The sequence below is a fragment of the Isoptericola nanjingensis genome (assembly GCF_050311635.1).
GTDB classification, from domain to species: domain Bacteria; phylum Actinomycetota; class Actinomycetes; order Actinomycetales; family Cellulomonadaceae; genus Isoptericola; species Isoptericola nanjingensis.
Genome location: NZ_JBNOZL010000002.1, coordinates 161899 through 180599, shown reverse-complemented (window position 1 = coordinate 180599; position 18701 = coordinate 161899). Strand labels below are relative to the sequence as shown.

The following is an 18701-nucleotide window of genomic DNA, read 5'->3' as shown; positions in this document are numbered from 1 at the left end:
GCTTGTTGCGATGACGGAACAGCGACCGACAAACCGGGACACGGGGCCCGTGCTGGGGCGCAGGACATTTCTGCGCGGTGCGACGCTGGCGGCAGCGGTGGCGGCCGTGGGGGTGCCGCGACCGATCGCGGCCGGCGCAGTCAGCGCCGCGGATCCCGTGCTGCACCTGACCTATGACGAGGCGAACGGTGCCACCGAGTTCCTCGACGCCGCGGGCCAGCGGACGTTCAGCGCCCACGTGGCCAAGAACCCGGCCGAGCGCGTGCCGGGCGTGCAGGGGAACGCCTTCCGCACCGACGGGTTCTCGACGTGGGTCACGGGTGAGTTCGCCGCGCCGATCACCTCCCAGCTGACGGTGCAGACCTGGATCGCCCTGGAGAGCTACCCCTCCGGCACCGAGAAGCCCTACGAGGAGCTGTCTTCCTCCTCGATCATCCACCAGAAGACCGACAGCGCCGGCTTCGACATCGGGATCAACACTTACGGCGAGTGGTGGTTCACCGCCACGATCGACGGGCAGGCGCGCACGCTCAAGGCGCCCTGGTTGTTTCCGTTGTACGAGTGGGTGCACGTCGCAGCGGTCGTCGATGGTGAGGCGGGCGAGCTGCGGCTGCAGATGGACAGCAGCGCCGGCACGCGTGAGGCGCGCCTGGAGATCCCGGTCGGGTCGACCTTCGACCAGGCCACCGGGACGCCGCTGGTCATCGGGAAGGCCGCCAAGGACGAGATGATGGACATCTTCCTCGTCAACGCCCTGGACGCGGCGTACGACGACACGAAGATCTACACCGTCGCGCGGGACAAGGCCACCATTGCCGCTGAGTACGCGACCGCCATCGAGGGCGCCGGGACCGCGGACGAGGCCCTGCAGGTCACGGCGCTGCGGTTCGCCGACGACATCCTGCGGCCCCGCTTCCACGGGATGCCGCCGGCGAACTGGACCAACGAACCCCACGGGCTGGTCGAGCACGGCGGCAAGTACCACCTGTTCTACCAGCGCACCCCGAACGGCCCGTTCAAGTCGCAGATGCACTGGGGCCACATGTCCAGCGCGGACCTAGTGACGTGGAAGAACCAGCACGACGCCCTCCTACCGGAGCTCAACGACCGTGAAGCGCAACTCGGGGCGGTCGCCGGCGCTGGCCTCACCGGCCAGGGGTCCAAGGGCATCTGGTCGGGCGACGTCGTGTCCGTCGACGGGACCGCGTACGCGTTCTTCACCACGGTGAACTACGGCGGCCCGTTCGACCCGGGAGTCACCCGGGCCACCAGCAGCGATCCGGACCTGGCCACGTGGAAGAAGGACTCCGCGGGGTTGTTCGACAGGACCGGCGTCAACGACATGCGGGACCCGTACCTGTTCCAGGACGGCGACACCTGGCACATGATCATCGGTGCCGCCGTGGACACCGGCGGAGGCCTCGCGCACTACACCGCCTCGAGTGTCGGCGGGCAGTGGACCCGGTCGCAGACGTCGTTCTCCACCGTGGGGTTCGGATCGATGGACATCGGCTCGGTCATCTGGGAGATGCCAGTCTTCGAGAAGCTCGGCACCCACGACGGCAGCGACGTCTACATCCTCCTGGCCAACCCCATCGGCGGCTCGGTGTCCAAGCTGACCGAGCCGTACACCCGCGGCGTCTACTGGACCGGCACCTGGGACGGGATGCAGTTCACCCCCTTCGAGGCCAAGCCCAAGCCCCTGGACGTGATCCATGGGCACCTGTCACCCGCTGTCGCGCGCGACGCGGACGGCAACCTCGTCGGGATCGGCATCGTCGACGAACGGTCCAGCTCGAGGATGCAGCTCGACCTCGGCTGGGCGCACACCTACAGCCTGCCGCGCGAATGGCGCTTGCTCGCCGACGGAAAGACCCTCGGCCAGCGCGCCCTGCCGGACCTACAGAGCCTGCGCGGCACCGTCACGACCGACAACGACATCGTCGTCAGCGGTGACCACCGGCTGGCCGCGAAGGGCAATCAGGTCGAGATCCTCGCCCAGGTCGACCCGGCCAGCACCGGCACGACCTACGGCATCGGCGTCGGAGCATCACCCGACAACCAGGAGATCACCCGGATCTACTACGACGACGGCGACCTGGTCATCGACAAGACCAGCTCGAGCACCGGCTTCGACAACGAGGAGGCCGTGCTCCTGCGCGCCCCTTACGACGAGGCCGCCTTCGGCAAGCCCTCGACGTTCCACGTGTTCGTCGACCACTCGGTCATCGACGTCTTCATCAACGACGCCGCGGCGTTCTCCAACCGCATCTACCCTACCCGCAAGGACGGAGAAACCGCCCTGAGCACAGGAATCCTCCTGCACTCCGGCGGCGGGGAGACCACATTCAGCCAGGTCGACGTCTGGCCGCTGAAGAACAGCGTTAGTTGACAGCGGGACTCAGCACCTGGTGGGCGCGGGCTCGAGACGTTCCCGCACGGGACGCACCTCGAGCTTGCGTTCACCCGTCCCGCGGGGCTCCACGACTTGGCGCGGAACACGGAGACTGGGTACGTCTCACGACGTTCTTGTGCATGCGGCGGGAGACGCCGAGCACGCCGCATTCCCTCGAGCGATGCCCCTAAGCCGCCACCCTGCCCGCGAGCAAGGCTTGGGTCGGTCGAAGTCAAGAACCGGTCAGTTTAACTAGCCGGAGGATCGCTCAATCTAGGTTGCATCTCGACACCGACAGCCCGTCAGGACTGCATATCGACGAACCGCGAGTAGTGGCCCTGGAACGCGACGGTGATGGTGTCGGTGGGGCCGTTACGGTGCTTGGCGACGATCAGGTCGGCCTCGCCAGCACGGGGCGATTCCTTCTCGTACGCGTCCTCGCGGTGCAGCAGGATCACCATGTCGGCGTCCTGCTCGATCGATCCCGACTCACGAAGGTCCGACATCGCAGGCTTCTTGTCCTGCCGCTGCTCGGGACCTCGGTTCAGCTGCGACAGCGCGATGACGGGGACGCCGATCTCCTTCGCCAGAAGCTTGAGCGCACGGGAGAACTCGGAGACCTCCTGCTGTCGCGACTCGACCTTCTTGCCGGAGGTCATGAGCTGCAGGTAGTCGATGACGACGAGCTTGAGGTCGTGCTTCTGCTTGAGCCGCCGGCACTTGGCGCGGATCTCGGTGAGCGACATGTTCGGTGAGTCGTCGATGAACATCGGCGCCTCGGAGACCCGGCCCATCACCTTGGCGACCTTCTGCCAGTCGTCCTCGCCCATGGAGCCGTTGCGCAGCTTCTGCAGGTGGACGCGCGCCTCCGCGGACAGCAGACGCATCGTGATCTCGTTGCGGCTCATCTCCAGCGAGAAGACGACTGACGATTGCCCGTGCTTGATCGACGCGGCCCGCGCGATGTCGATGGCCAGCGTCGAGTTGTGCGTCGGGACCATCGACCGGCTCGCGAGGTACAGGTGCGAGGAGTGCTCGATCTCCACGCAGCGCACAGGCACCGAGTCGATACGCCTCACCTCGACGACGAACCGCGACGTGAGCTTCGCCGTCGAAGGCCTACGGCGCTCCTTGTGCACGAGGCGCTTGCGCTCGAGTCCGAAGACCTCGTCGTCGGTGGTGAAGGTGATCGTGTAGGCGACCGACGACCCGGCGCTCCTGCCGCGAACCGTCTTCTCCCACCAGCCGGTGCGGTAGCCCAGGCTGTGGACCAGCTCGCGGAACCCTTCGGCGAGCCTCCGGCTGGTCACGGTGAACTGCGGGCTCCCGGTTCGGTTCACGGTGCCGTCAGTGTCGAGCAGCCCGGCCAGCAGCTCGCGCCGCTGCGACTCGCTGGCTCGGAGGTACGCGTCGGGGATGTGCTTGTCGCCCAGCACTCCGAGGGTCCGCAGGATCGCAGAGACGCTGCCGTGATGCTCGTGGCATTCCATGCACCGGCGATGACCCGAGCTCGGCCCACCACAGTCCGAGCAGGTCGGCGCAGCAGATCGAGGCGACACTGCAGACGACTTGCCTCCGCAGGAACGTCCGCACGTCTTGACATGGGCGAGCTTGGGCACGAACTCGGTGCCACAGACGACGCAGCGTCGTGTGGAGACCGGGCCGTCACCGGGCAGCTGCAGCTGGTACAGCTTGGCCGCACCTGGAACTGAGGTGCGCTCGCCGACGACGTAGCCGAGTCCTTCGATCCGCATCGGGATCTCGGGGTCTGCTGACGTGAATCGTGCGGACGACGAGTGTCCGTCACCGAGCCACACACCGAGCACGTACGGGTGGAGCGGAAGGTCAGCGTCGGGAAGATCGAGAGCCTTTGCCGTCGCGATCGAGTGGTTCGCCCGACGATCCGCCGTCGCGCAGAGCAATGATCCGGCGATCTCCTCCGTCGTCCGGATCTCGGACTCAGGCGCCTGCCCGTGGTGCACCTTCCGCCGCTGGGCGCGGGTGCTCGTCGACCACTCGTGCTGCGCGTCGGCGACGATCGTGGTGCCGTCGTCGAAGACGACCTCGTAGCACGGCCGCCCGGTCATCACCTCGGTCGCCCGGACGACACGCGTGGGCGTGCCGTCGGCGGCGATCAGCTCGTCGCCCACCGCGACGTCCCCCATCGTCGTCCAGCCCGAGGGCGTGGGCAGCGGGGTGTCGAGCGCGAGCGCCTTACCCATGGCCGGTCGCGCGGCGATGACGATCATCTGCCCGGGGTGCAGGCCGTTGGTCAGCCGGTCGAGGTCGGCGAAGCCGGTGGGGACGCCGACCATGCCCTCGCCGCGGTTGCCGGCGGCCTCGATCTCGTCCATCGTCCCGCCGATGATCTCGGCGAGCGGCAGGTAGTCCTCGGAGGTCTTGCGCTCGGTGACGGCGTAGATCTCGGCCTGCGCGGTGTTGACGATGCCCTCGACGTCGCCGCCGTCGGTGGCGTAGCCGAGCTGCACGATCTTGGTGCCGGCCTCGACGAGGCGGCGCAGCACGGCCCGCTCCTGGACGATGCGGGCGTAGTAGCCGGCGTTGGCGGCGGTGGGGACGCCGGCCATGAGGTCGTGGATGTACGGGGCGCCGCCGACGCGGGCGAGCTCGCCGCGCTTGGTGAGCTCGGCGACGACGGTGATGGCGTCGGCCGGCTCGCCGCGGCCGTACAGGTCGATGATGGCGTCGTAGACCGCCTCGTGCGCGGGGCGGTAGAAGTCGTTGCCGCGGATCTGCTCGACGACGTCGGCGATGGCGTCCTTGGAGAGCAGCATGCCGCCGAGCACGCTCATCTCGGCGGCGACGTCCTGAGGAGGTGTGCGGTCGAAGGTGGCGCCGGGCGCCCCCTGATAGCCCGCCTCGAGCTCCTCGATCGACATGCTCACCCCGCTCCCCCGCCGTCGCCGGCGTCCGGTCCGTCACCGGACATCGACTCCCGCTGTCAGGTCCACGTTCTACCGTGGCCCTCTGACACCGCGGACGACGCTAGGCGCGCCCGCGACCGTGCGCAATCGACGGTGTGGACACAGGTGTGGACGGGCCTGTGGATATGCGCCTCAGGCTGTGCACGGGCGGTGGACAGGCATGTGCACAACTGGGGATATCGGCTGTGTACAACTTTCGGCAGGTCCCTGACCTGCGACGACGTTACCCTCAGGCTGTGGAGGAGAAGAAAGTTGGGTGAGGTGCACCGCACCCCGGATCCAGACGCCGGACACCCCGGCGCCACCCCTCCTTCACCGACGCCGCCGGAGGGTCACCCGCCCGCCGACTCCGCCCACAAGGTTGTCCACAGGGGCGACCACAGGGGTGACCGACGCCGCATCGACCGCGACATCCTCGCCCTCGCGCTGCCCGCGCTGGGCGCCCTCGTCGCCGAGCCGCTGTTCGTGCTCGTCGACAGCGCCGTCGTCGGCCACCTCGGCACCGCGCAGCTCGCCGGCCTGTCCGTCGCGTCCACGCTGCTCGTCACGCTCGTCGGCCTGTGCGTGTTCCTCGCCTACGCCACCACGGCCGCCGTCGCGCGCCTCGTCGGCGCCGGCCGCACCCGCGACGCACTGCAGTCCGGCATCGACGGCATGTGGCTCGCCCTCGGCCTGGGCGTCGTGCTGGCCGCGGTGCTCGCCGTCGGGGCGCACTGGGCGGTCGGGGCGATGGGCGCCGACGCGGACGTCGCGGGCTACGCCGCCACCTACCTGCGCTGGTCGGTGATCGGCCTGCCCGGGATGCTCGTCGTCCTGGCGTCCACCGGCGTGCTGCGCGGCCTGCAGGACACGCGCACGCCCCTGTGGGTGGCGTCGACGGGCGCCGTGGTCAACGCGATCCTGTCGGTCGTCCTGGTGTACGGCGCGGGCCTGGGGATCGCGGGCTCCGCCATCGGCACCGCGGCCACCCAGCTCGGCATGGGTGCGGTCCTCACCGTCGTCGTGGTCCGCGGCGCCCGCCGCCACCACGCGTCGCTGCGGCCGCACCACGCGGGTATCTGGGCCAACGCCCGGGCGGGCGCGCCGCTGTTCGTCCGGACGGCGTCGCTGCGCCTCGCCATCCTGCTCACCGTCGCGGTCGCGACCAGCCTGGGCGCGACGGCGCTGGCCGGCTACCAGGTCGTCAACAGCCTGTGGGGACTCGCCGCGTTCGCCCTCGACGCGCTCGCCATCGCCGGCCAGGCGCTGGTGGGCCACGGTCTCGGGGCCGGCGACGTGGGGCGGGTACGCGCCGTCCTGCGCCGCTCGCTGCAGTGGGGCGTCGGCGCCGGCGTCGTCATCGGCGTCGTGTTCGCCGTCTCCGGCTGGTGGATCGCCCCGCTGTTCACGTCCGACCACGACGTGCGCCTCGCGATCACCGCCGGCCTCGTCGTCACGGGCGTGCTCATGCCGATGGCGGGCTGGGTGTTCGTGCTCGACGGCGTCCTCATCGGCGCCGGCGACGGCCGCTTCCTCGCCTGGGCCGGGATGCTGACCCTCGTGGTCTACGTCCCGTTCGCCCTCGCGGTCCGGGCCTGGGCGCCCGACGGCGCGCTCGGGCTGGCGTGGCTGTGGGGCGCGTTCGCGGGCGTGTTCATGCTCGCCCGCGCCCTCACGACCGGCCTGCGCGCCCGCGGCGACCGCTGGATGGTCACGGGCGCGTGACGCCGCCGGCCCGTCCGGTGAACGCCGTGTGACGCGACGCCGTCACGAGGGCACCACGAGCCGGTAGCCGATGCCGCGCACGGACGAGACGCGCAGCTCGGGCAGCACGCGCAGCCGCTTGCGCAGCCGCTTCACGGCGGACACCACCGGGTCCGGGTCACCCAGGTAGCCGGTCCGCCACACGGTGCTGGTGAGCTCCGCGAACGACCACACGCGGTCCGGCGCGGACGCGAGCACGACCAGCAGGTCGAACTCCCGGATCGACAGGTGCACGGGCACGCCACCCGCGATGACCTCCCGCGCCGCGAGGTCGACCTCGAGCGCGCCGAGCACGATCCGCCGCGCCGGGTCGCGGTCCGGCGCGACGGCGACGACCGGGACCTCGCCGGACAGCGGGGCGGGGGCGCGGGCGTGCACCTCGAGCGTGTGCGGTCCCTCGTCGTCGGGCAGCACCGCGGGCGGGGGCGGGCCGAGGAGCGTGCGCGCGCCGTCGGTGTCGGCGGTCGCGATCACGGCCGCCCGGCCGCGCAGCAGGCGGGCCACCTCGCCCACCCGTTGCAGCGGCAGCCCGATGCAGAGCACGTAACCGCCGACCGGCTCGACCACGTTCTTGGGGGGCATAGCCGTCCTCCGTCCGACGCGCTCCGGGCAGGTTCGCGGACATCGTTGAGCGGACATCGTTTACCCAGGTGCCTATCAGAGTTCAGGCGGAACCGCCCGCCGACGACGCCCGGAACCGACCCGGGCCTGCCCCCGGGTTGACCGGAAACTGGCCGCCGACCGTCCTTGTCCGCCGGAGGAACGCCGGATGGGCTGGAGGGTGGGCCCCGACCGGGCGCCCGTCACGACGCCCCCGGACCCGGGGGCTCCCTCACCTGGAGGAAGCGTGCACTCACCGATCCGCACGAGATCGATGCGAACCAAGTCGAACGGGACATCGACCGGTACCAGGAGGGGGTGGGTCGCGACGAGCGCGGCCGTCGCCCTCCTCGCCACGTCCGCGGTCGGGGTCGCGCCGGCGTTCGCCGACGACGGCCCGCCGCTCGCCCCGTCCGCCGACGTGCCCGACCCCGCGGACAAGATCGGGGCCGCCGTCGAGAAGGACCTCGACGCCGGCCCCGCCGACTTCTGGCTCGACCTCGCCGACACGGCCGACCTGCGCGCGGCGAAGGACATCGCCGACTGGGACGACCGCGGGCGGTACGTCTACGACACCCTCACCGCCGTCGCCGACGACGCGCAGGCCGACCTCCTGAAGGAGCTCGACGCCGCCGGCGTCGCCCACGAGTCCTTCTGGATCTCCAACCGCATCCTGGTGCGCGACGGCGACGCCGCCCTCGCGACCTCGCTCGCGGCGTCCCCCGAGGTCGAGGCGATCTCCGCGCCGCAGACGTTCGACCTGGTCGAGCCGGTCGAGCGCACCAAGTCCCCCGGCCGCGGCACGCAGTCCGTCGAGTGGGGGCTCCAGGCCATCAACGCCGACGAGGCGTGGGCCCTCGGGTACACGGGCGAGGGCGTGACCGTCGCCAACATCGACTCGGGCGTGCAGGGCGACCACCCCGCGCTCGCGCCGCACTACCGCGGCCTGCAGGCCGACGGCAGCGTGGTGAACGACTACAACTGGTTCGACTCGTCGAACGCCTGCGCCGGTGGCTCCCCCTGTGACACCGACGGCCACGGCAGCCACACGATGGGCACCATGGTGGGCGACGACGGCGCCGGCAACCAGATCGGTGTCGCGCCGGGCGCGGACTGGATCGCGGCCAACGGCTGCTCCACCTGCTCCGACGCGGACCTGCTCGAGTCCGGGCAGTGGGTCCTCGCGCCCACCCGGACCGACGGCAGCGACCCCGACCCGAGCAAGCGTCCCCAGGTGGTGAACAACTCCTGGGGACTGAACGCGTCGGGCGCCATCGACGACTTCATGGCCGAGGAGATCGCGGCGTGGGAGGCCGCCGGCATCTTCGGCACCTGGTCGGCGGGCAACGAGGGGCCGGGCTGCCGGTCCACGTCGTCGCCCGGCGCGAACGAGGCCACCTACGCGGTCGGCGCGTTCGACTCCTCCGGCGCGATCGCGTCGTTCTCGTCGCGCGGCACCGGGGAGAACGGCGGGACCAAGCCGAACATCTCCGCCCCCGGCGTCAACGTGCGCTCGTCCGTCCCGGGCGACGGCTACGCGTCCTACAACGGCACGTCGATGGCCGCCCCGCACCTCGCGGGCGCGATCGCGCTGCTGTGGAGCGCGGCGCCGAGCCTCGTCGGCCAGATCGAGGAGACGCAGGCGCTGCTCGACGGCGCCGCGGTCGACGTCGACGACACGACGTGCGGCGGCACCGCGGACGACAACAACGTGTGGGGCGAGGGCAAGCTCGACGTCATGGCCCTGCTCGACGCCGCACCCGTGGGCGACACCGGGATCGTCACCGGCACCGTGACGGCCACCGACGGCACCCCCGTCGCCGGCGCCCAGATGACGTTCGACGGCGACCGCGACCGCACCGTCACCGCGGGCGACGACGGCGCCTTCACGGCCGAGCTCGCCGTCGGCGACTACGCGGTGAGCGCCCAGGCCTTCGGCTTCCTCGCCTCCGCGCCGGCCGACGTCGCCGTCATCGTGGACGAGACCGTCACCCTGCCGATCACGCTGGAGCGGGCTCCCACGCGCACCGTCTCCGGCACGGTCACGGAGAAGGACGGGTCGCCCACCCCGGGCGCCGTCGTCGCCCTCTCCGGCCCGCTGGACCCGGTCACGACCGGCACGGACGGCACCTACGCCATCCCCGGCGTGCCCGACGGCACGTACACCCTGACCGTCTCGGCGGGCACGTGCGCGGAGCCGTTCAGCACGGAGGTCGTGGTGGACGGCGACGAGTCCGTCGACGCCGCCCTCAAGCGGCTGATCGACGCCTACGGGTACTACTGCTCCACCGGGACCGCCGGCGTCGCGACCGGCGACACGCTGCTGGCCCTCACCGGCGACGACAAGGCGGCGTCGGTCGACCTGCCGTTCGGCTTCCCGTTCTACGGCGAGACGTACGACACCGCGTACGTGTCGACCAACGGGTTCCTGAACTTCCTCGCCTCGTCGACGAGCCTGACGAACGGCGCGCTCCCGAGCGCGGCCGCGCCCAACGCCGCGGTCTACCCCTTCTGGGACGACCTCAACGTGGACGCGGAGTCCGCCGTCTACACCGGCACGACGACGGTGGACGGCGTCGACGCGTTCGTCGTCGAGTGGCGCAACGTGCGCAAGTACCGGCCCGAGACCGACCGGGTCAACTTCTCCGCCACCCTCCTCGCCGACGGCCGGGTCACCCTCGGCTACGGCCCCGTCACCGACACCACCACCGCGCGCGGCGACTCCGCCACGATCGGCATCGAGGACGCGGCGGGCGCGGTCGCGTCGCAGTTCTCGTACAACACCCCGGCCGTGGCCGAGGGCCTGTCCGTCACCTACGACCTGGCCGGCATGGGGTCCGTGGCCGGCACGGTACGCGACGGCAACACGAACGAGCCGCTGGAGGGCGCCACCGTCACCATCACGTCGAAGGACGACGGCGACGAGGCGGTCGTGACCACCGGCGCGGACGGCACCTACGCCGCCCGGCTCCCCCTGGAGCGGTACGGCCTCACCTACGCGAAGGACGCGTACGCGAGCGCCACCCGCAACGCGGCGCTCACGGAGGACGGCCAGGTCGTGACGCGGAACGTCGCGCTCGGCGCCGGCCGGCTCGTGGTCAACAAGGAGAGCGTCTCCGCCTCGATCGGGATGGGCGCCACCGCCAGCCGCGCGTTCCGGGTGACCAACACCGGCACCGAGCCGGTGGACGTCTCGCTGAACACGGGCGGCGGCGGCTTCGAGATGCTCGGGGTCAAGGGGACCGAGGGCGCCGTGATCAACCACGTCACGGACGACGCCACCGTGCCGAGGTCGACGACACCCGCCGGCCCCGGGCTGGGCACGTCAGACGGCAAGCAGGGCGGCCTGGCGACGTCCGGGGCGAAGGCGGGCACCGTCTCCCCCGACCTGTCGGCCGTCCCCCTCGACGAGACGACCCTGACCCACTCGGCGTCGCAGGACGTCGTGGCCAACAACTCGGTGGCGTGCACCAACCAGGTGACCACCCAGGACAACGGCTACCTGCGCACGTTCACGCTGAGCGACTTCGGCATCGACGGCACGTTCGACGTGAAGAGCGTGTCGTTCGCCGTGGAGGCCGCCCAGGTCGCGCAGCCGCTGACCGTGAACCTGTACACGTTGGACGGGGCGCTGACCTACGCCAACATGACGAAGATCGGCAGCGCGGAGGCGACGGTCGGCACCAGCGCCGGCGGCACGGTCGTCTCGGTGCCTGTCGAGGGCGAGGTGCCGAACGACGGCACCCTGGTCGTCGAGATCGACGTGCCGGCCGGCGGCTGGTTCTTCATCGGGTCCAACGACGCCGGCCAGACGGCGCCGTCGTACCTGCGGTCGGAGGCCTGCGACCTCCCGGAGCCCACCGACACGGCGGACATCGGGTACGCCGGGATGCACATCGTCATGAACGTCTCGGGCGAGGCGGCAGGCGGGGGCGGCCTGGAGTGGCTGGACGTCCAGCCGCCGGAGCTCTCCCTCGCGCCGGGGGCGTCCGTGCAGGCCGCGGTGACCCTCACCGCCGCGGTCGAGCAGCCCGGGGCGTACTCGGCCACGATCACCGCGGCCGGGGACACCCCGTACGAGGCGCCCACCGTCGCAGCACTGATGACGGTGAAGGCACCCACCGGGTGGGGCAAGGTCACCGGCACGGTGACCGGTGACGGCGGGCCGCTCGACGGCGCCGTCGTGCACCTGGACGGCAAGGCGTCCGACAAGACCCTCGTCACGGGGGCCGACGGCACGTACGGGTACTGGATGCCCAAGGCCAACGGGCCGCTCCAGCTGGTCGTCGCGGCGAACGGGTTCGTCCCGGCCGTCCGCACCGCCCAGATCGTCGCCGGGCAGACCTCGGTCTACGACGTCGACCTGAAGCCGCTGCCCTGATCGCCTGACAGGACGAACGACGAAGGCCCCGACCCCCTCGCGGGGGCCGGGGCCTTCGACCGTCAGGCGTCAGGCGTTCAGCCGGCGACGACCTTGACGGCGATCTTCGCGGAGACCTCGGGGTGCAGGCGCACCGACACGGTGTACTCACCGGTCGTCTTGATCGGCTGGCCGATCTCGATCTTGCGCTTGTCGACCTGCGGGCCCTCGGCGGCCACGACCGCGTCGGCGATGTCACCGGTGGTGACGGCACCGAACAGGCGGCCGGACTCGCCGGCGTTCGCCGTGACGACGACCGTCTTGGCGGCGAGCGAGTCGGCCACCGCCTTGGCCTCGTCCAGCGTGGCGATCTCGCGGGCCTTGCGGGCCTTGCGGATCGCGGAGACCTGGGACTCGGCGCCCTTGGTCCAGGGGGTGGCCAGACGGCGCGGGATGAGGAAGTTCCGGGCGTACCCGTCCTTCACCTCGACGACGTCGCCAGGCTCACCGAGACCGGTGACCTCGTGGGTCAGGATCAGCTTCGACATGATTCAGTGATCCTTCCGGTCAGCGGGCCGAGGACGAGTACGGCAGCAGCGCCATCTCACGGGCGTTCTTCACCGCACGGGCGATCTGGCGCTGCTCCTGGACGGAGACGCCGGTCACGCGACGCGCGCGGATCTTGCCGCGGTCGGAGATGAACTTGCGCAGCAGCGCGGTGTCCTTGTAGTCGACGGACTCGATCTTGGCCGTCTTGAGCGGGTTGGCCTTCTTCTTGGGCTTGCGCACCACAGGCTTCGCCATGGTGTTGCTCCTTCACAGGTGCTGTCCTCACGAGGCACCGGCCGGGGCCGGCGTCGGAGGACGGGTGATCTGGGGACTGGCGCCGATCAGAACGGGGGCTCGTCCGAGAACCCGCCACCGGAGGAGGCGGGACCGGCCGTGGCCCACGGGTCGTTGCTCTGACCGCCGCCGGAAGAACCGAAGCCTCCGCCGGGCTGGCCGCCGCCACCCTGGGGGCCGCCGTAGCCGCCCCCCTGGTTGCCGCCGCCACCGCCGAAGCCGCCGCCACCACCGGAGCGCTGGGCGCGGGTGACCTTCGCCGAGGCGTACCTCAGCGACGGGCCGACCTCGTCGACCTGCAGCTCCACGACGGTGCGCTTCTCCCCCTCGCGGGTCTCGTAGGAGCGCTGAGTCAGACGGCCCTGCACGACGACGCGCATGCCCTTCGTCAGCGACTCGGCCACGTTCTCCGCGGCCTCGCGCCAGACCGAGCAGGCGAGGAACAGCGCCTCGCCGTCCTTCCACTCGTTGGTCTGGCGGTCGAACGTGCGCGGCGTGGACGCGATGCGGAAGTTGGCGACGGCAGCCCCTGACGGGGTGAAGCGCAGCTCCGGGTCCGCGACCAGGTTTCCGACGACCGTGATGACGGTCTCACCAGCCATGCCATGCTCCTTCGTTCGTCCGAGAGTCGTGAGGGGATCCCATCACGGGGCTGTGACATTCACGATGTCTGCGTCCACAGGCTGGCCCGGGACGCCGCCCGCGACGGGGGCAGAGTTTCGGTTCAGGTCTCAGCGGGCGTCGGTGCGCAGGATCTTGGTGCGCAGCACGGCCTCGTTCAGGCCGAGCTGGCGGTCCAGCTCCTTCGCGGTGGCCGGCGTCGAGGTGAAGTCGACGACGGCGTAGATGCCCTCGGAACGCTTGTTGATGTCGTACGCCATGCGGCGACGACCCCAGATGTCGACCTTGTCGACGGACCCACCCTCGGTCGAGATGACCGTCAGGTACTTGTCCAGCGACGGGGCCACGGTGCGCTCCTCGACCTCCGGGTCCAGGATCACCATCAGCTCGTACTGACGCATGTGTTCAACCCACCTCCTCTGGTCTCAGCGGTCACGGTCGTTCCGTGACAGGAGGGTTCTTGCGTGCGTCGGCCGCGCGCCACCCCGGAACGGTCCGGGGTGGTGGGCACAGCCAGTCGACCAGGATACCCGCCGTTGCGGCCGTCCCGGAAATCGGTCAGTTGTCGGTGCCCATGATGCCGAGCGGGTCGTCGTCATTGCCGTTGCCGTTGCCGTTCCCGTTGCCGCCGTCGTCGGTCGGGGAGTCGGTCGGGTCGGGCTCCTGGTTCTTGGGGCCCTTGGACACGATGATCGTCACGTTCGACCCGGGGTCGACGGGCTGGCCGGCGCCGGGGTCGGTCCCGATGACCGTGCCCTCCGGGACCGAGTCGCTGAACTCCTCCTTCGCCTGGGGAGACGGGTTCAGCGTGTCGCCGTACAGCTGGTTCCGTGCGTCCTCGAGGCTCAGCCCGGCGACGTTCGGCACAGCCACCTGCTCCGGCTTGTCCGGCTGCCCGGTCGAGACGACGAGGGTCACGGTGGTGCCCACGGGCACCTCCTGGCCCACGCCGGACATCTCCAGCACCTGGCCCTTGCGCTCGTCGCTGTCCCGCGCCTGCGTCCGCACCACGAGCTGCAGCCCCTGCAGCTCCTGGGTCGCCTTCGCCACGTCCTGGCCGGCGAGGTCCGGCACGGTGACCTTCTCCTCCTCGGTCTCGCTCGGCGTCGGCGACGGGGTGAAGGTCGGCTGGGCCGGCACGTACTCGGGGAACTCCTCGACGTCCATGCCCTCGGTCGCGACCTGCATGAAGTCGGTCCACGCGCGCACCGGCCACGTACCGCCGGTGATCTCCGGCCACTCGCCGAAGCCGTCGATGTCGTCCTGCCCGGCGATCTTGCCCGCCTCGAGGTCGAGCGTCTTGTACTGGCGCAGGCCGACGACGGTCGTGAGCTGCGGCACGAAGCCCGCGAACCACGCCGACTTGTTGTCGTTCGAGGTACCGGTCTTGCCGGCCACGGGGCGGCCCAGCTCCTGCGCGACCCGGCCGGAGCCGGTCGGGTCCTCGACGACCTTCGTCATCGCATAGGTGGCCGCCGTGGTGACGTCCGCGTCGAACTCCTTCTCCTGCTCCTGCGGGGCCTCGTAGAGCACCGTGCCGTCGAGCGTCTCGACCTTCGACACGATGTGCGGCGTCGTGCGGTAGCCGCCCGCCGCGATCGTGGAATAGGCCCGCGCGAGGTCGACCGGTCGCACGGAGTCGACGCCGAGCACGTTCGACAGTCCTGCCGTCAGCGGGTAGTTCTCGTCCTTGCGGATACCCGCGCGCTCGGCCACCTCGCGGGTCTTCTCGGGCCCGACCTCCTCGTTGAGCTGCACGTACGCGGTGTTGACCGAGTGCGCGGTCGCCGTGGTGAGGTCGATGCTGCCGCCGTAGTTGGCACCGCCGAAGTTGGGGACCCTCCAGTCCTCGCCGTTGTTCGCGTCGGGGAACACCTTTCCGGAGTTCCCGTCGAGCTTCTCCTCGAGCGTGTGGTCGTTCTCGAGGGCTGCCATGAGCGTGAACGGCTTGAACGTCGAGCCGGCCTGGACCACGTCCTGCGTGGCGGTGTTGAGCGACTGCTTCACGTAGTCGGGCCCGCCGTAGAGCGCCTTCACCGCGCCGGTCTTCGGGTCCATCGACACCAGCGACATGCGGACGTTCTTGTTCGCCTTGCCGTACTGGCCGTCCTCGTGCAGCGTCTTCTCGACCTCGACGGCCGCCTTCTGCAGCTTCTGGTCGATCGTCGTGGTGATCTTGAGGCCGCGCGTCTCCAGCTCCTGCTCGGACTCGAGCGGGCCGTCCGGGTTGCTGTCCGACCTGACGAGCTCCTTGCGCACCTGGGCCATGAGGTAGCCCTTCTGGCCGCCCCAGGTGTTGGTGGCTTCCTTCTTCTTCTTGAACTTCGGGAACTCCGCCTTCGCCCGCTCGTCCTTGGTGATGTACCCCTGCTCGTACATCCGGTTGATGCTGCGCTTCCAGCGCTCCTTGGCCTGGTCCGGGTCGACCGACGGGTCCCAGTTGTTGGGCGACGGGATGATCCCCGACAGCATCGCGGCCTCGGACGGCGTGAGGTCCTTGGCGTCCTTGCCGAAGAACTCCTGCGACGCGGCCTGGATGCCGTAGGTGTTGCGGCCCCAGTAGATGGTGTTGAGATAGCTCTCGAGCACCTGCTCCTTGGGCTGGGTCTGCGCCACCTTGAGCGCGATGATCGCCTCGCGGGCCTTGCCCGCGTACGAGTCCTCGGTGTTGAGGTAGTACCGCTCGACGTACTGCTGCGTCAGCGTGGACGCTCCCTGCCGGCCGCCGCCCTTGACGTTGTTGTAGGCCGCGCGCGCGATGCCCTTGAGGTCGATGCCGTTGTTGGTCCAGAACGTGTCGTCCTCGGAGGCGACGACCGCGTTCCCGACGTACGCCGGCAGGTCGTCGAGCTTGACGAGCTCCCGCTTCTGCTCGGCGAACTGACCGATCGGCTTGCCGCTCGACCAGTAGACGGTCGTGGCCTGGTTGTTCACCTCGTCGAGGTTCTTGGGGATCGTCGTCGTGCTCCACGCGGCCACGAACAGACCGGCGCCCAGCGCCGTCCCGGTGAGCAGGGTGCCGACGACGATGCGCCAGGACGGCAGCCAGCGCTGCACCGGGCCCTTGTGCGGGCGCGGGTAGTTCCAGAAGCGACGTCTCCTCGCCACGTCAAGCCTTTCGTCGTGCGGGACCGGCGTCGTGCTCGTAGAGTGCGCCGGCCTGCGGACCACAGGGAACACTAGGCGATGCCGCAGGGCCGACGGGAGCCTCGGGCGCCCCGGGCGACGGTTCGCCCCCAGGCGTCCGCAGCCCTCTGGCCTGCGCTCCGCGGAACCTTCACAACTCCCCGGACGCCCGCGCCGGGCGCTTCCCGTTGCACGACCATGTCGGCGAGTCCTATTCTCACGATGTATCGACTCGATACGTCGTGACGACGGGTCGGCAGCGACATCGGGACAGGACGGGAAGGGGAACCCTCGTGCGCAGCAGGTCTGTGGTGCTCGAGACGGCCATCCTCGGCCTGCTCAACTCCGCCCCGCTGCACGGGTACGAGCTGCGCAAGCGGCTCAACCTGCTGCTCGGCTCGTTCCGCGCGTTCTCCTACGGCACCCTCTACCCGGCACTCAAGTCCCTCGTGGCGCGCGGTCTCATCGAGACCACGGAGCGCGAGGCTCCGGCCCCCGCGACGCGGGCGTCGGGATCCCGGCAGGCCGGGGCCAGGTCCTCGGGCAAGGCACCGCTGTCGGGCCGGCGCGGGCGGATCGTGTATCGGCTGACCGCGGACGGGAAGGAGCACCTCCAGACCGTCCTCGCGTCGTCCGGCCCGGCCGCCTGGGAGGACGAGAACTTCGACGTCCGCTTCGCGTTCTTCGCGCAGACGGACGCCGAGACCCGCATCCGTATCCTCGAAGGCCGGCGAACCCGGCTCACCGAGCGGCTGGAGGCGGTCCGAGAGTCTGCCGCACGCACCCGCGAGCGGCTCGACGAGTACACCCTCGAGCTGCAGCGCCACGGGCTCGAACAGGTCGAGCGCGAGGTGCGCTGGCTCGACGGACTCATCACCACGGAACGCGACCGTGCTCTCGGCCGCGCCCGCGACCACAGCGCCGGGGTGCAGGACGCCCCGGCCCAGAGAAACAAGGAGCGAGGATGACCTCCGTCCGCGTTGCCATCGTCGGTGTCGGAAACTGTGCATCGTCCCTGATCCAGGGCGTGCACTACTACCGCGACGCCGCCCCGACCGACACCGTCCCCGGCCTCATGCACGTGCAGCTCGGCGACTACCACGTGAGTGACCTGGAGTTCGTCGCGGCGTTCGACGTCGACGCGAAGAAGGTCGGCTTCGACCTCGCCGAGGCGATCCACGCCTCCGAGAACAACACGATCAAGTTCGCCGACGTGCCGCCCACCGGCGTCACCGTCCAGCGCGGCCACACCCTCGACGGTCTCGGCGACTACTACTCCGCCACGATCGACGAGTCGGACGCCGCGCCGGTCGACGTCGTGCAGGCGCTGAAGGACGCGAAGGTCGACGTCCTCGTCTCCTACCTGCCCGTCGGTTCCGAGGCGGCGGACAAGTTCTACGCGCAGGCCGCGATCGACGCGAAGGTCGCCTTCGTCAACGCGCTGCCCGTCTTCATCGCCTCCGACCCCGAGTGGGCGAAGAAGTTCGAGGACGCCGGCGTGCCGATCGTCGGCGACGACATCAAGTCGCAGGTCGGCGCCACGATCACGCACCGCGTGCTCGCCAAGCTGTTCGAGGACCGCGGCGTCGTGCTCGACCGCACGTACCAGCTCAACGTCGGCGGCAACATGGACTTCAAGAACATGCTGCAGCGCGACCGGCTCGAGTCGAAGAAGGTCTCCAAGACGCAGGCGGTGACCTCGAACCTCGCGGGCCCGCTCGGCGGCAAGAAGGAGGACCGCAACGTCCACATCGGCCCGTCGGACTACGTCGCGTGGCTCGACGACCGCAAGTGGGCGTACGTCCGCCTCGAGGGCCGCGCGTTCGGCGAGGTGCCCCTGAACCTGGAGTACAAGCTCGAGGTGTGGGACTCCCCCAACTCCGCCGGCATCATCATCGACGCCGTCCGCGCCGCGAAGATCGCGCTGGACCGCGGCATCGGCGGCCCGATCCTCTCGGCGTCGACGTACTTCATGAAGTCCCCGCCCGTGCAGATGGAGGACACCGCGGGCCGCGCCCAGCTCGAGGCGTTCATCCGCGGCGACGTCGAGCGCTGACGACGCCACCAC

At 70.4% G+C, this 18701-nt stretch carries 12 protein-coding genes; 5 read left to right on the top strand and 7 right to left on the bottom strand.

The features are described 5' to 3' along the window. Positions 1 to 10: 10 nt before the first annotated feature. A complete protein-coding gene (locus ACQP6G_RS03625; protein ID WP_429762834.1) occupies positions 11 to 2392 on the top strand; it encodes a glycoside hydrolase family 32 protein in 2382 nt (793 codons plus the stop codon). Between the two features lie 305 nt (positions 2393 to 2697). On the opposite strand, the gene dnaB is transcribed toward ACQP6G_RS03625, so the two are convergent. Next, the gene (gene dnaB / locus ACQP6G_RS03620; protein ID WP_429763212.1) at positions 2698 to 5295 is read right to left on the bottom strand and encodes a replicative DNA helicase; all 2598 of its coding nucleotides are present in this window, start codon (positions 5293 to 5295) and stop codon (positions 2698 to 2700) included. A gap of 444 nt (positions 5296 to 5739) precedes the next feature. Between dnaB and ACQP6G_RS03615 the strand changes: the two genes are divergently transcribed. Next, positions 5740 to 7044, top strand: a complete 1305-nt coding sequence (locus ACQP6G_RS03615; protein WP_429763211.1) for an MATE family efflux transporter — start codon at positions 5740 to 5742, stop codon at positions 7042 to 7044. A gap of 42 nt (positions 7045 to 7086) precedes the next feature. On the opposite strand, the gene ACQP6G_RS03610 is transcribed toward ACQP6G_RS03615, so the two are convergent. Further along, a complete protein-coding gene (locus ACQP6G_RS03610; RefSeq protein ID WP_429762833.1) occupies positions 7087 to 7665 on the bottom strand; it encodes a winged helix-turn-helix domain-containing protein in 579 nt (192 codons plus the stop codon). Between the two features lie 292 nt (positions 7666 to 7957). Here ACQP6G_RS03610 and ACQP6G_RS03605 point away from each other — a divergent pair, with 292 nt between their 5' ends. Further along, a complete protein-coding gene (locus tag ACQP6G_RS03605) occupies positions 7958 to 12064 on the top strand; it encodes a carboxypeptidase regulatory-like domain-containing protein (protein WP_429762832.1) in 4107 nt (1368 codons plus the stop codon). Positions 12065 to 12141: 77 nt separating this feature from the next. On the opposite strand, the gene rplI is transcribed toward ACQP6G_RS03605, so the two are convergent. The 5 genes from rplI to ACQP6G_RS03580 form a co-directional block, all read right to left on the bottom strand. Next, positions 12142 to 12591, bottom strand: a complete 450-nt coding sequence (gene rplI, locus ACQP6G_RS03600) for a 50S ribosomal protein L9 (RefSeq protein ID WP_429762831.1) — start codon at positions 12589 to 12591, stop codon at positions 12142 to 12144. 19 nt (positions 12592 to 12610) lie between these two features. Continuing rightward, positions 12611 to 12847, bottom strand: a complete 237-nt coding sequence (gene rpsR / locus ACQP6G_RS03595; RefSeq protein WP_100422261.1) for a 30S ribosomal protein S18 — start codon at positions 12845 to 12847, stop codon at positions 12611 to 12613. Positions 12848 to 12933: 86 nt separating this feature from the next. Beyond that, positions 12934 to 13488: a single-stranded DNA-binding protein gene (locus ACQP6G_RS03590; RefSeq protein ID WP_429762830.1), complete on the bottom strand. Its 555-nt coding sequence runs from the start codon at positions 13486 to 13488 to the stop codon at positions 12934 to 12936. A gap of 129 nt (positions 13489 to 13617) precedes the next feature. Further along, a complete protein-coding gene (gene rpsF / locus ACQP6G_RS03585; protein ID WP_429762829.1) occupies positions 13618 to 13908 on the bottom strand; it encodes a 30S ribosomal protein S6 in 291 nt (96 codons plus the stop codon). 157 nt (positions 13909 to 14065) lie between these two features. Next, positions 14066 to 16615: a transglycosylase domain-containing protein gene (locus ACQP6G_RS03580; RefSeq protein ID WP_429762828.1), complete on the bottom strand. Its 2550-nt coding sequence runs from the start codon at positions 16613 to 16615 to the stop codon at positions 14066 to 14068. A gap of 311 nt (positions 16616 to 16926) precedes the next feature. Between ACQP6G_RS03580 and ACQP6G_RS03575 the strand changes: the two genes are divergently transcribed. Together ACQP6G_RS03575 and ACQP6G_RS03570 are read left to right on the top strand one after the other, a co-directional pair. After that, the gene (locus ACQP6G_RS03575) at positions 16927 to 17601 is read left to right on the top strand and encodes a PadR family transcriptional regulator (RefSeq protein WP_429762827.1); all 675 of its coding nucleotides are present in this window, start codon (positions 16927 to 16929) and stop codon (positions 17599 to 17601) included. Continuing rightward, positions 17598 to 18689 carry an inositol-3-phosphate synthase gene (locus ACQP6G_RS03570; protein WP_429762826.1) on the top strand — a complete coding sequence of 364 codons (1092 nt, stop codon included), beginning with the start codon at positions 17598 to 17600 and terminating at the stop codon, positions 18687 to 18689. The genes ACQP6G_RS03575 and ACQP6G_RS03570 overlap by 4 nt, the downstream gene beginning before the upstream one ends. Positions 18690 to 18701 lie beyond the last annotated feature (12 nt).

Coding starts and splice junctions, on each gene's coding strand:
- ACQP6G_RS03625 (WP_429762834.1), top strand. CDS start 11: ATGACGGAACAGCGACCGACAAACCGGGACACGGGGCCCGTGCTGGGG.
- dnaB (WP_429763212.1), bottom strand. CDS start 5,295: ATGTCGATCGAGGAGCTCGAGGCGGGCTATCAGGGGGCGCCCGGCGCC.
- ACQP6G_RS03610 (WP_429762833.1), bottom strand. CDS start 7,665: ATGCCCCCCAAGAACGTGGTCGAGCCGGTCGGCGGTTACGTGCTCTGC.
- ACQP6G_RS03605 (WP_429762832.1), top strand. CDS start 7,958: ATGCGAACCAAGTCGAACGGGACATCGACCGGTACCAGGAGGGGGTGG.
- rplI (WP_429762831.1), bottom strand. CDS start 12,591: ATGTCGAAGCTGATCCTGACCCACGAGGTCACCGGTCTCGGTGAGCCT.
- rpsR (WP_100422261.1), bottom strand. CDS start 12,847: ATGGCGAAGCCTGTGGTGCGCAAGCCCAAGAAGAAGGCCAACCCGCTC.
- ACQP6G_RS03590 (WP_429762830.1), bottom strand. CDS start 13,488: ATGGCTGGTGAGACCGTCATCACGGTCGTCGGAAACCTGGTCGCGGAC.
- rpsF (WP_429762829.1), bottom strand. CDS start 13,908: ATGCGTCAGTACGAGCTGATGGTGATCCTGGACCCGGAGGTCGAGGAG.
- ACQP6G_RS03570 (WP_429762826.1), top strand. CDS start 17,598: ATGACCTCCGTCCGCGTTGCCATCGTCGGTGTCGGAAACTGTGCATCG.